This is a genomic window from Palleronia pelagia, assembly GCF_900110115.1.
GTDB lineage: Bacteria > Pseudomonadota > Alphaproteobacteria > Rhodobacterales > Rhodobacteraceae > Palleronia > Palleronia pelagia.
This window is the reverse complement of record NZ_FOCM01000004.1, coordinates 333729-346183: the sequence shown is the minus strand read 5'-3', so window position 1 is coordinate 346183 and position 12455 is coordinate 333729. Positions and strand designations below refer to the sequence as shown.

Below are 12455 nucleotides of genomic sequence, written 5' to 3'. Positions count from 1 at the left end.
ATTATCCGCGATAATCTCCGGATTTTCATCCCGGATGAAAATGGCGCGGGGCGGGGGCCGTGACCCCCGCCCCGCAACGCGTCACTTGTCGTAGATCCGGCCGGCGGCCTGCTCGAGCCGCTGGAGGATATTGTCCAGCTGGTCCGGCTGCACCATGAACTGCTGGAAGCCTTCCATGGCGACCTTGGCCATCTCGGCCGGGGCGTCGCGGTCGAAGAACTGCGCCACGCCGCCCGGCGCGTTGGACGACAGCACCTCGAAGCCCTGTTGCAGGAACTTGTCGTCGCCCACAGATGCCTGGCTGTTCACCGGCAGCTGGCCCAGCGCGTCGCTGGCGTTGATCCAGGTCTGCACCTCGGGCGAGGTCACGTATTTCAGGAAGGCCTTGCCCGCCTCGGGGTTGCTGGCCTGCGCGGGCACGTGGAACGTGTCGGTCGGCGCGTCCTCGGCCAGCTCCACGTCCGGGTTGATGGCCGGGAACTGGTAGTAGTCCAGCTGGTCGTCCGACAGCCCGGCCTCGCGCAGCGGCGCCACGGCGAAGTTGCCCATCAGGTAGGCGGCCGCGTCGCCGTTGACCATGAAGGGCAGCGCCTCCTGCCAGGAATAGGCGGTGTGGTTGTCCACGAAGGCGCCCATGTCGATGAGCTCGCGCCAGTTGGCGAAGGTCTGGCGCACGCCGTCATCGGTCCACGGGATCTCGCCCGCGGTCAGCTGCATGTGGTAGTCGTAGCCGTTGGTGCGCATGTTGAGGTAGTCGAACCAGCCGCCGGCGGTCCACAGGAACTTGGTGCCGATGGTGAAGCACTTGATGCCGTTATCCAGCAGCGTCTGGCAGTTGGACTTCAGCGTTTCCCAGTCCTGCGGCTCTTCCAGCCCGTACTCGTCATACAGGTCCGCGCGGTAATAGACGCCCCACTGGTAGTAGGTGTAGGGCACGCCCCACTGCTTGTCGTCCATGGTCATGGCCGACTTGGTCGAGGCGAGGTTCTCGCTCATCTCGCCTTCCCAGATGTCGCTGACGTCCATGAACAGGCCCGCGTCCACGTAGGGCGCCATGCGGTTGCCGGCGTACCAGTTGGCCACGTCGGGGGCGTTCGCGGTCAGGAAGTTGCGGATCTGCGTCTTGTAGGCCTCGCGGTCGATGACCGTGAGCTCGATGTTCAGGTCCGGATGCATCTCGCCGAACTCGGCCACGAGGCCTTCCATGACCGCGCGCGGCGCCGGGTTCGACATGTCGGAAAAGATGACCAGATCGCCCGAGAGCGATTCGTGTTCGGCGGCGAACGCATGGCCGCCGGCGACGAGTCCCGCCACCGCGACCGAGGCCTTCAGTGTCTTCAGCATGTTAAGAATTCCTCCCGAAAACGGTTCCATTATTTGAAACCTTGTTTTGCATATTGAAAACTGTGCGGCAGCCGGATTACGTTGTCAACAGCCCGATCCGCCTCAGCGGGGCGGTGCCGATGACGGGGAGGAACATGGCCGAAGCGCGCGACGGAACGGTAGGCAAGGCGCTGGACGTGCTCGACCGGGTGGCGGCCGCGGGCGGCCCGGTGCGGTTTTCGGACCTGCTCGAGGATGGGCCCTATCCCAAGGCGACGCTCTATCGGCTTCTGCAGACGCTGACCTCGCAGGGGATGCTGAGCCACGATGCCGAGCTGGGGACCTACACGCTGGGCGTGCGGCTGGTGCGCCTGGCCCACAAGGCGTGGTCGCAGGCCTCGCTGGCACCGGTGGCGCATGAGTGGCTCGACCGGTTGTCGCGCGAAACCGGTGAAGCGGTGCACCTGGCGCAGCTGGACGGCGCGCAGGTGCTTTACGTCGACAAGGTCAACACCGCGCTGCGGGTCGACATGTTCTCGGCCACGGGCCGGGTGGGGCCGTCCTATTGCACGGGGTTGGGCAAGGCGATGCTGGCCTTCCTGCCCGACGCTGAACTGGACCAGGCGCTGGGCCAGCAGAGCTATCACCGCTTCACCGACGCAACACTGACCACGCCCGAAGCGCTGAGGGCCGAGCTGGCCCACATCCGCGAGGCTGGTGTCGCCTACGATCGCGAGGAGCACGAGCCCGGGATCATCTGCATCGCGACGCCGATCCTCAGCCGCGGGGGGCGCATCCTGGGCGGCCTGTCGATCACGTCGACCACCGCACGCCGCAGCCTCGACGACCTGTCGCAGCTAGCGCCGCTGCTGCTGGACACCCGCGCCAAGATCGAAAGCGACATCCACGCCTGGCGTTTTCCCGAGGACGGCCCGCGGCTGCGGACCGTGCCAACCTGAACCACCAACGAGAGGGGTCGCCATGTCCGGCGTCGAGCTGAGCAACGTCATCAAGAAATACGGTGAGACCCAGGTCATCCACGGGATCGACCTGGCCATCGGCGACGGCGAGTTCGCCGTGTTCGTCGGACCGTCGGGCTGCGGCAAGTCCACGCTCCTGCGGATGATCGCGGGGCTCGAGGAGACCACGTCAGGCCGGATCGATATCGGCGGCGCCGACGTGACCCGCGCGGACCCGGCCGATCGCGGCGTGGCGATGGTGTTCCAGACGTACGCGCTCTACCCGCACATGACCGTGCGCGAGAACATGGGCTTCGGCCTGCGCATGACCGGCCATCCCAAGCCCGAGATCGACAGCAAGGTGGACGAGGCCGCGCGCATCCTGCAACTGGACGAGCTGCTGGATCGCAAACCGGCGGCCCTGTCCGGCGGCCAGCGTCAGCGCGTGGCCATCGGCCGCGCCATCACCCGCGGCCCCGAGGTGTTCCTGTTCGACGAGCCGCTGTCGAACCTCGACGCCGAGCTTCGGGTCGAGATGCGGGTCGAGATCGCGCGGCTGCACAAGGAAATCGGCGCCACGATGATCTACGTCACCCACGACCAGGTCGAGGCCATGACGCTGGCCGACAAGATCGTGGTGCTGCGAAAGGGCCGGATCGAGCAGGTGGGCGCACCGCTGGACCTTTACCGCGATCCCGACAACCGCTTCGTGGCGGGCTTCATCGGCAGCCCGTCGATGAACTTCCTCGATGCGACCGCCCGCGACGGCGCGCTGCATGTCCCGGCTCTGGGCGGCACGCTGGACGTCCCGCAGACCCTGCCCGGGGACGGCCGCGCCCTGTCGCTGGGCCTGCGGCCCGAGCACCTGTGGCTGGAGGACGGCGACACCTTCACCGTGGACCTGACCGAGGCGCTGGGCGGCGTGTCCTATGCCTATCTCAAGGCCGCCGACGGCACGCGACTGATCGTCGAGGAACGCGGCGATACCCGTGCGAAGATCGGCGACCGGGTGGCGCTGGGGGTCGATCCGGCGAAGACGATGCTGTTCGACGCGGAGACCGAGCTGCGCATCCGCTGAAGGCGCGACGACGCCCGGTCCCGGGCCGGCCGTTTCGCGGGCCACCTTGACGGGCGGCGGGCGTCCGGCGCGTCAGGCGGCGGATTGACCGTAGTACAGGCCCACCGCGTGTTCGGCCTCGGCGAAGAACAGCCAGCGTTGCGCCAGCATCCCGACCACATGGCTGACTACCGCGATCGCGGCGAGCCAGTGGCTGAACGGCAGCAGAAGCAACAGGGCGGGCAGAGCGAAGGCGAGGATCAGGACCAGCGTCCGCAAGGTCACCCGGTGCTTGCGCCCGACGCGGAACACCATTTCGCGCGTCAGGTAGTTGCCCCCGGTATGGGGCGGCTCGAACAGACGGACCCGGCCACGGCCGCCCAGCCCGGTCGCGGTACCCGTGGTCGTGCCCGACTTGGCCAGCGCCGCGTCGCCCCGCCTCCACGCCAGCACCTGCAGCGCGGCCATGACGATCAGCAGCACCACGGTCCAGCTGACGCGACCCGACAGCAACGCCCCGGCCGTGATGGCATAGCCAAGAAACAGCAGCGGGGTCGTCGGCTGGTGCCAGCGCGGCACGGTCTTCAGCTGCGCGTAGATCATCGCGGTCGATCCGACGGTGCCCAGGCACAGTAACGCGCCCAGCCAGCCCAGCGGCGCGAGCCTGAGGCCCGGCATCGCCAGCAGCGCGTAGAGCCCCATGACCGACAGGGCGGCCACGGCCACCCATGCCTCGCGGCTCAGCCACGATGTGCGCCACTGGGTGAACGCCTTCAGCGCGCGTTCCGGGTGGCCCAGGTGCAGGGTCGACGACAGCAGGCCCGCGCCGGTCAGCGCGAAGGCCAGGGCGAAGAAGATCAGCCCGGTCAGCCCTTCCGTCGGCGCAAGCCCGAGGCCCAAAAAAGCCAGCAAGCCCAGTCCAAGCCCCGACAGGGTCGAGAAGAAGATCAGCGACGGTGCGGGATGCATGTCAGAGCCGCTCCAGGGCCCGGTCGAGCCAGCCGAGGAATCCTTTCGGCCCCTCGTCCACACGCTCGAGGAAGGGTGCCAGCACGTCGATCTCGTCCCGCGGGCGGGGGGGCAGGTACTTGTTCACCGGCTTCGTCTCCTGCTCGGGCATCAGGTCCATGCCGCCGCGCGCCGCGACCAGCTGGCTCACGTCGCTGTCCGGATCGGCGAGGTCGCCGAAATGGCGCGCTCCGGCGGGACAGGTGCGCACGCAGGCGGGCACGCGATCCTCTTCCGGAAGCGCCTCGTTGTAGATCCGGTCGACGCAGAGCGTGCATTTCTTCATCACGCCCTCGATCGGGTCCATTTCGCGCGCGCCATAGGGGCAGGCCCAGGCGCAGAGGCCGCAACCGATGCAGTCGGTCTCGTTCACCAGGACGATGCCGTCCTCGACCCGCTTGTAGGACGCACCCGTGGGACAGACGGTGACGCAGGGCGCGTCGTCGCAATGCAGGCAGGACTTGGGAAAATGCACGGTCTGGGCCGCGCCCTCGTCCGGCTGCACTTCGAAGCTGTGGATGCGGTTCAGGAACGCGCCCGACGGCGCCGCGCCGTAGGCGTCGTCATCGCCCAGGGGCGCGCCGTAGTTCTGGGTGTTCCAGCCCTTGCAGGCCGTGACGCAGGCATGGCAGCCGACACAGGTGTCGAGGTCGATCACCAGGCCCAGCTTGCGCTCGGTCGTCTCGGGCAGCGCTGTCATGGCTTCACCTGCTGTGCCACGCGGTGTGGGCCGCGGCCCACCGGGCTGCCCTGCCGGCCCGTGTCGGGATAGGACTGCTTCGGCGCCGGCACCTTCTCGACCTTCACGCGCAGGTCGAACCAGGCCGCCTGGCCCGTCACCGGATCGCTGTTCGACCAGCGCAGCCCGTCGCCCTTCGGCGGCAGCAACTCGTGGATCAGGTGGTTCAGCAGGAAGCCCTTCTTCGCCTCGGGCGCGTCGTCGTCCAGCGCCCATGCCCCGCGCCGCTTGCCGATGGCGTTCCAGGTCCAGATCGTGTGGCGGTTCAGCGCCGCCTGCTGCGCCACGGGCACGGTGATCTCGCCATGCTGCGAGGTGACGCGTGCCCAATCGCCTTCCTGGAAATTGTGTTTTTCCCACAATTCCGTGGGCAGATACATGGGATTATGGCCATGTATTTGTCTTAACCATGCATTCTGGCTGCCCCAGCTGTGATACATGGCGGCCGGGCGCTGGGTCAGGGCATGGATCGGGTATTCCACCGGGTCGGCGTGGCCATCCTCCAGCGGCGGATACCAGATCGGCAACGGATCGAGCGTGGTCTTGATGCGCGCCCGCAGGTGATCGGGGGGCTGGCGATGGCCGTGTCCCTCGGCCGCCAGCTGGAACCGGCGCAACGGCTCGGACCAGAGCGAGAAGAGGTAGGGCGTCGCCTTGTCGAACAGCCCGATATCGACCGCCCATTCCTGGTAGGCCATGTTCCACGGTTTGAAATACTGCGCGTTTTCGGGGACGTGCTCCATCCAGAAGCCGCCATTGGCGACATAGGCGTCGATCTGTCCCGCGTTGGGCGTGCCGCGCCCGTGCGTCAGGCCCTTCTCGCCCACGCGCCACCCGGCCAGCGGCCCCACCCCGGGTCGCCGTTCGTGGTTCACCATGTAATCGGCGTAGTCCTGGTATTTCGCGCTGCCGTCGTCGTTCACGAACCCCGGCAGGCCCAAACGCGCGCCCAGGTCCACCAGGACCGACTGGAAGCCGCGCACGTCGCGGTCGGGCTCGACCACGGGCCAGCGGATCGCGTCGGCGGCGGCGTCGGCCTCGCAGATCGGCCGGTCCAGCAGCGAGATGCAGTCGTGCCGTTCCAGGTAAGTGGTGTCCGGCAGCACCAGGTCGGCATAGGCCACCATCTCGGACGAATAGGCGTCCGAATAGATGATGTTGGGGATGACGTAATCACCGTTCTCGTCGGTGTCGGTCAGCATCTCCATGACGCGCCCGGTGCTCATGGACGAGTTCCACGCCATGTTCGCCATGTAGAGAAACAGCGTGTCGATGGGGTAGGGGTCGCCCGCATGCGCGTTCGAGATGACCATGTGCATCATGCCATGCGCGCTCATGGGATTTTCCCAGGTGAAGGCCTTGTCGATGCGCGCCGGGCTGCCGTCTTCCTTGAGGCACAGGTCGTCGGGCCCCTGCACGAAGCCCAGGTGCGGTCCGTCCAGCGGCTGACCCGGTGTTACCCCGCTGTGCGGTTTCGGGTGCGCGGTCGCGGGCTTGGGGTAGGGCGGCTTGAACCGGAAGCCGCCGGGCGCCTCGACGCTGCCCAGCAGGATCTGGAGAAGATGCAGCGCGCGGGCGGTCTGGAACCCGTTGGAATGGGCGCTGATGCCACGCATGGCGTGAAAACTCACGGGCCGCGCGCGCATGCTCTGGTGGGTTTCGCCGCGGAAGTCCGTCCACGCGCGATCCAGTTCGAACGACTTGTCGAAGGCGGCATGGGCCAGCTCGGCGGCGATGGCCTCGATCCGTTCGGGCGCGATGCCGCAGGACGGTCCCACCACCTCGGGCGCGTAGGCACGGTCGAGATAGCGGTCCGCGATATGATGGAACACGCTGCGATGGGTCAGCCCCGCCCGGCGCAGCTTGCCGGCAAGGTCCGGGCGTACTCCCTTGGCGTCGAACGCAGCGGGTTTGCCGGTGGCGCGATCCATGACCAGCGCGCGCCCGTTGTCGTCGGTCAGCAAGAGACCGTGCTCGGGCGATTTCGGATCCTCGTTCACCAGCACCGGCGCGTTGGTGAACCGCGCGAGGTAGTCGAGGTCGATCTTGCCCGCGCGCAACAGGCAGTGGATCAGCGACAGGATGAACAGCCCGTCGGTGCCCGGCGTGATGCCCACCCACTCGTCGGCCACGGCATTGTAGCCCGTGCGCACCGGGTTCACGCCGATGACCTTCACGCCGCGGGCCTTCAGCCGGCCAAGGCCCATCTTGATCGGGTTGCTGTCGTGATCCTCGGCCACGCCGAAGATCATGAACAGCTCGGTCCGCTCCCAGTCGGGCTGGCCGAATTCCCAGAACGCCCCGCCCATGGTGTAGATGCCGGCGGCCGCCATGTTGACGCTGCAGAATCCCCCATGTGCGGCGTAGTTGGGCGTGCCGTAGGCCTGCGCCCAGAAGCTGGTGAAGCTCTGCGACTGGTCGCGCCCGGTGAAGAAGGCCAGCTTCTCCGGTGCCGTCTTGCGTAGTGGCCCGAGCCGGTCGGTCACCATCTGCAGCGCCTCGTCCCAGCCGATTTCCTCGAACTGGCCCGAACCGCGCGGGCCCGTGCGCTTCAGCGGCGCACGGAGCCGGGCGGGCGACAGGTGCTGCATGATTCCCGCGCTGCCCTTGGCGCACAGCACGCCGCGGTTCACCGGGTGGTCGCGGTTGCCCTCGATATAGGCGACCCGCTCGGTGCCCCCGGCGTCCTTTTTCAGGTGCACGTCGATGCCGCAGCGGCAGGCGCACATGTAGCAGGTGGTCTTGGCGACCCGGTCGCCGGGCTTCGGGTGCAGGTCGATCTTGGGCGTTGTCATGGCGTCACCCTAGTGTGCCGCCCCGCCGGGCGTCATCCCCAAAATCCCGGCCGCCTCGCGCGCGATCGTGCCTTCCTCGTCGGCGGGCACCACGTGGACGGGCACGTCTCCGGCAAAGGCCAGCCCGGCGACGATACCCTCGCGGATGGCGGCATCGTTCTCGCCGATGCCGCCGGTGAAGGCGATGGCGTCGATGCCGCCCATGGTGGCGACGAGCCCCCCGGCCTGCCGCACGGCCCAATGCACGAAGTGTCGCCGGGCAAGACCGCCTGCGGGCAGGGACCTCATGTCGCTGGTGCCCCCCAGCGCGCGCAGGCCGCTGTCGTTGTTCAGAAGGCGGCGCGCGGCGTCGAGACCGATCTCGCCGGCGATCCGCAGGACGGCGTTGGCATCAATCTCGCCCACGCGGCTGCCCATGGTCAGGCCCGAAACCGGCGAATAGCCCATGGAGGTCGCCACCGACCGGCCATCGCGAATGGCGCAGATCGACGCGCCGTTTCCAAGGTGACAGGCCAGCAGGCGGCGCGGTAGCGGATCGAGCGCGCTCACCAGCCCGGCATAGCTCAGACCGTGGAAGCCATAGCGCCGCACGCCCGCCGCGTGCCAGCGGTCGGGCAGGGCATAGCGCAGGGCGACGTCCTCCTGTCCGGCGTGGAAGGCGGTGTCGAAACTCGCGACCTGCGGGACCCCCGGGGCCATTTCCGCCAGCGCGTCGATGCAGGCCAGGGCGACCGGGTTGTGCAAAGGTGCCAGCGCCCCCAGCGCGTCGATCCGGGCGCGCACCGTGGCGTCTATGCGCCGGGGGCCGTCCATCTCCGCCCCGCCATGCACGACCCGGTGCGCGATGCCGGCCAGCGTGTCGGGCGCCAGGTCCAGCGCCTCCAGCACGGCGACCAGCGCCGTGCCGTGATCGGCCAACGCGGCCGCGCGCCGCGTGCCATTCACGATAACGGCCGAGGCCCCCCCGATCTCGACGACCTGCGCGTCGGCCACGCGGGCAAGATCGCGCGCGAACACCGCGCATTTCAACGAGGAGGACCCAGCATTCACCACCAGGATCATGCGCCGCGCCCCTTCACATCACTGGTCCGGAAATACCTCCGGGGGTCCGGGGGCAGCGCCCCCGGCCTCGCCATCTATTCCGCAGCCATGTCCGACGCGCTGACGCCCGCCACGCGCACCGGCTTCTTCATGGCGTCGCGGCGGAACGGCTCGCCCAGTTCCTGGTTCAGGATCACTTCGATCAGCGTGGTCTCGTTGTCTTCCATCTGCGCGCGCACGGCCTCGGCCAGCATGTCGGTCAGCTCGTCCATGCCGCGCGCCTGCACGCCCTTCAGACCGCAGGCCTGGGCGATGCCGGCATAACTCACCTTCAGGTCCAGCTCGGTGCCCACGAAATTGTCGTCGAACCACAGGGTCGAGTTCCGCTTCTCCGCGCCCCACTGGTAGTTGCGGAAGACGACCATGGTGATGGCGGGCCACTCGTCCCGGCCGATGGCGGTCAGCTCGGTCACCGCGATGCCGAAGGCGCCGTCGCCCGCGAACCCCACCACCGGCACGGACGGTTGCCCGATCTTCGCGCCCACGATGGACGGCAGGCCGTATCCGCAGGGTCCGAACAGGCCGGGCGCCAGGTATTTCCGGCCCGCCTCGAAGGACGGGTAGGCGTTGCCGATGGCGCAGTTGTTGCCGATGTCGCTGCTGCTGATGGCGTCCTTGGGCAGCGCGGACTGGATCGCGCGCCACGCCATGCGCGGGCTCATCCGGTCGGGATGGGCGGCGCGGGCGCGCTCGTTCCAGCTGGTGCCGGGGTCGTCCTCCTCGTGGTCCATGGACGACAGCTCCTGCGCCCAGCGGGATTTCGTCTCGGCGATCAGGTTCAGCCGCTCCTTGGCGGGCGCGTCCTTGTCGCCAAGCCGCTCCAGGAGGCCCTGGGCGACCTTTTTCGCGTCGCCCACGATCCCAACGGTGACGGGCTTGGTCAGACCGATCCGGTCAGGGTTGATGTCCACCTGGATCACCTTGGCGTCCTTGGGCCAGTAATCGATCCCGTATCCCGGCAGGGTCGAGAACGGGTTCAACCGCGTGCCGAGGCACAGAACCACGTCGGCCCGCGCGATCAGCTCCATCCCCGCCTTGGACCCGTTGTAGCCCAGCGGCCCCGCGTGCAGCGGGTGCGAGCCGGGGAAGGCGTCGTTGTGCTGGTAGCCGCAGCAGACCGGCGCATCCAGACGCTCGGCGAGGTCGACCGTGTCGCCGATCGCCCCGGCCAGAACCACGCCGGCGCCGTTCAGGATCACCGGGAAGTCGGCGCTTTTCAGAAGCGCGGCGGCCCGATCCAGGGACGCGGCCCCGGGTGTCGGCGCCTCGAACTCCACCGGGTCCGGCAGGGCGATGTCCACCACCTGGGTCCACATGTCCCGCGGCACGTTGATCTGCGCGGGCGCGCTCATGCGGTGGGCCTTGGCGATGACCCGGGCCAGCACCTCGGCGATGCGCGAGGGGTCGCGCACCTCTTCCTGGTAGGCGACCATGTCCTCGAACAGCTTCATCTGCTCGACTTCCTGGAAGCCGCCCTGGCCGATGGTCTTGTTGGCCGCCTGCGGCGTGACCAGCAGAAGCGGTGTGTGGTTCCAGTAGGCGGTCTTCACGGCGGTCACGAAATTGGTGATGCCCGGGCCGTTCTGGGCGATCATCATGGACATCTCGCCGGTGGCGCGGGTGTAGCCATCGGCCATCATGCCCGCGCTGCCTTCATGCGCGCAGTCCCAGAAAGTGATGCCGGCGGTAGGGAAAAGGTCCGAAATCGGCATCATGGCCGATCCGATGATCCCGAAGGCATGGCGGATCCCGTGACGCTGCAACACCTTCACGAAGGCTTCTTCGGTGGTCATCTTCATGGCGTGTCTCCCTCCGCTGGTCCCGGCCTTCTTGGGCGCGGTGGCGCCGCTTCTGTAGGGCCAGTTGGTTCGGCAGGATAGGGCCAGACGGCGGTTCGGCTTGACGGCGGTGATGGGGGCGCTGCCCCCGTCGCTGCGCGACACCCCCGGAGGTATTTGTGGAAAGATGAAGCGCGTCGGGGATCAGGGTCCAGGCCGCCGCGCGTCGATGGCGGCGGCGATGCGCGCGACGCCCTCGGCGATGCGGTCCTCGGGGATCGAGGAATAGGCCAATCGGTAGGTCTCGCGCCCCTGCGCGGGATCCGCGAAGAAGGGCGCGCCTGGTTCGATCATCACCGACTTGACGCGCAGGTCGGCCGCGAGCGCCGCGGCGTCGAGGCCCGGCGCGCGCATCCACAGCGACGACCCGCCGAAGCTGCCCCGCCCGGCGACATCCAGCCCGTGATGCGCGACGGCGGCATCCATCACCTCGCGCCGGCGACGGTAGGCGCGACTCATCCGCTTGATGAGCGCGTCGTAATGCCCGAGTTCGAGAAAATAGGCCGCGGTCCGCTGGATCTGCCCGGGCGGGTGGCGCAGCGTGGTCGACCTGAGCGCGCGCGCGGCGTCGATGAAGGGCTTGCTGCCCACGAGGTAGCCCAGCCGCAGCCCCGGAAAGAGCGACTTGGAGAAGCTGCCCACGTGGATCACGCGCCCGTCCCGGTCGAGCGACTTGAGCGCGGGGGCCGGGGGGCCGAGGAACGACATCTCGAACTCGTAATCGTCCTCGACCACCAGCATGTCGTGGCGCGCGGCGTGATCGAGCAGGGCCCGCCGACGCTCCAGCGGCAGGGTGGCCGAGGTCGGGCAGTGGTGGCTGGGCGTGACGAAGGCCACGTCGGCGACCGGTAGTCCCTCGACGGGAAGACCCTGCGCGTCCACCGGCACGGGGCGGACCCGCGCGCCCGACTGGTGCAGGATCTCGCGCAGGGGCGGGTAGGCCGGGTCTTCGATCAGCGCGTGGCGGTCCGGCCCCAGCAGCACCTGCGCGGTCAACCACAGGGCGTTCTGCGCGCCCATGGTCACCAGGATCTCGTCCGGACCCGCCAGAATACCGCGCCGGGGCAGCGAATGGCGCGCGATGAAATCCACCAGCCTCGGGTCGTCCCGTTCGTAGTGATCCGCCGTCATCGCGTCGAAATCACGCTGCCCCAGCGCCCGCAGCGCGCAGAGCCGCCAGTTGGCGTGATCGAACAGGGTCGGGTCCGTCTGGCCGTAGATGAACGGGAACCGGTAGCGGCGCCAGTCAGCCGGACGCTCGACCCGCGGGGCGGGCGCCGGGACCGGCTGCAGGGCGCGCTGCCAGTCCACGCGGTCCTCGCGCGGGGCCGGGACGTGACCCGATGGCTGCGGCGCCGTGTCGGAGACGAAATACCCCGACCGACCGCGCGCGATCAGGTAATCGTCGGCCACCAGGTCGGTATAGGCCAGCGTCACCGTCATGCGGCTGACGCCCAGGTGACGGGCCAGCGCGCGCGAGGACGGCATCCGCTCGCCCGGGCGGAAGCGCCCCGACAGGATCCCCTGCGCGACCATCGCCTGGATCCGCGCCTGAAGCGTTCCCGCGGCATCGGGGTCGAGGAAGAAGGTTTCGGTGGCCAGGCCCATGATCTGGACATATCGCGCCCCGTCCAC

At 68.5% G+C, this 12455-nt stretch carries 9 protein-coding genes; 2 read left to right on the top strand and 7 right to left on the bottom strand.

The genetic code is table 11. The annotated features are described in order from the left end of the window. Window positions 1-81: 81 nt before the first annotated feature. Complete coding sequence (locus BMX96_RS11075; RefSeq protein WP_175481717.1) at window positions 82-1344, bottom strand: ABC transporter substrate-binding protein; 1263 nt, start codon at window positions 1342-1344, stop codon at window positions 82-84. Window positions 1345-1478: 134 nt separating this feature from the next. On the opposite strand from BMX96_RS11075, the gene BMX96_RS11070 reads away from it, so the two are divergent. After that, complete coding sequence (locus tag BMX96_RS11070; protein WP_214606842.1) at window positions 1479-2282, top strand: IclR family transcriptional regulator; 804 nt, start codon at window positions 1479-1481, stop codon at window positions 2280-2282. A 22-nt stretch (window positions 2283-2304) separates the two neighbouring features. Then, window positions 2305-3360 (top strand): ABC transporter ATP-binding protein, encoded by a 1056-nt coding sequence (locus tag BMX96_RS11065; protein ID WP_073129609.1) that lies wholly within the window; start codon window positions 2305-2307, stop codon window positions 3358-3360. A 72-nt stretch (window positions 3361-3432) separates the two neighbouring features. Here BMX96_RS11065 and BMX96_RS11060 read toward each other — a convergent pair whose 3' ends face one another. The 6 genes from BMX96_RS11060 to pdxR form a co-directional block, all read right to left on the bottom strand. Beyond that, on the bottom strand, window positions 3433-4308 hold the full coding sequence (locus BMX96_RS11060) for a dimethyl sulfoxide reductase anchor subunit family protein (protein WP_091845542.1): 876 nt from the start codon (window positions 4306-4308) through the stop codon (window positions 3433-3435). A gap of 1 nt (window position 4309) precedes the next feature. Continuing rightward, complete coding sequence (locus tag BMX96_RS11055; RefSeq protein ID WP_091845541.1) at window positions 4310-5047, bottom strand: 4Fe-4S dicluster domain-containing protein; 738 nt, start codon at window positions 5045-5047, stop codon at window positions 4310-4312. After that, entirely contained in the window at window positions 5044-7881 is a 2838-nt protein-coding gene (locus BMX96_RS11050; protein WP_091845540.1) for a molybdopterin oxidoreductase family protein, read from the bottom strand. The genes BMX96_RS11055 and BMX96_RS11050 overlap by 4 nt, the downstream gene beginning before the upstream one ends. A 9-nt stretch (window positions 7882-7890) precedes the next feature. Beyond that, a complete protein-coding gene (locus BMX96_RS11045) occupies window positions 7891-8943 on the bottom strand; it encodes an acetate/propionate family kinase (protein ID WP_091845539.1) in 1053 nt (350 codons plus the stop codon). Window positions 8944-9017: 74 nt separating this feature from the next. Then, entirely contained in the window at window positions 9018-10781 is a 1764-nt protein-coding gene (xsc, locus tag BMX96_RS11040; protein ID WP_091845538.1) for a sulfoacetaldehyde acetyltransferase, read from the bottom strand. A gap of 183 nt (window positions 10782-10964) precedes the next feature. After that, on the bottom strand, window positions 10965-12428 hold the full coding sequence (gene pdxR, locus BMX96_RS11035; protein WP_091845537.1) for a MocR-like pyridoxine biosynthesis transcription factor PdxR: 1464 nt from the start codon (window positions 12426-12428) through the stop codon (window positions 10965-10967). Between the last annotated feature and the right edge of the window lie 27 nt (window positions 12429-12455).

Excerpts from the sequence above, each read along its gene's own strand:
- BMX96_RS11075 (WP_175481717.1), bottom strand. The coding sequence starts at position 1,344 with ATGCTGAAGACACTGAAGGCCTCGGTCGCGGTGGCGGGACTCGTCGCC.
- BMX96_RS11060 (WP_091845542.1), bottom strand. The coding sequence starts at position 4,308 with ATGCATCCCGCACCGTCGCTGATCTTCTTCTCGACCCTGTCGGGGCTT.
- BMX96_RS11050 (WP_091845540.1), bottom strand. The coding sequence starts at position 7,881 with ATGACAACGCCCAAGATCGACCTGCACCCGAAGCCCGGCGACCGGGTC.
- xsc (WP_091845538.1), bottom strand. The coding sequence starts at position 10,781 with ATGAAGATGACCACCGAAGAAGCCTTCGTGAAGGTGTTGCAGCGTCAC.
- BMX96_RS11065 (WP_073129609.1), top strand. The coding sequence starts at position 2,305 with ATGTCCGGCGTCGAGCTGAGCAACGTCATCAAGAAATACGGTGAGACC.
- BMX96_RS11070 (WP_214606842.1), top strand. The coding sequence starts at position 1,479 with ATGGCCGAAGCGCGCGACGGAACGGTAGGCAAGGCGCTGGACGTGCTC.
- BMX96_RS11055 (WP_091845541.1), bottom strand. The coding sequence starts at position 5,047 with ATGACAGCGCTGCCCGAGACGACCGAGCGCAAGCTGGGCCTGGTGATC.
- pdxR (WP_091845537.1), bottom strand. The coding sequence starts at position 12,428 with ATGGGCCTGGCCACCGAAACCTTCTTCCTCGACCCCGATGCCGCGGGA.
- BMX96_RS11045 (WP_091845539.1), bottom strand. The coding sequence starts at position 8,943 with ATGATCCTGGTGGTGAATGCTGGGTCCTCCTCGTTGAAATGCGCGGTG.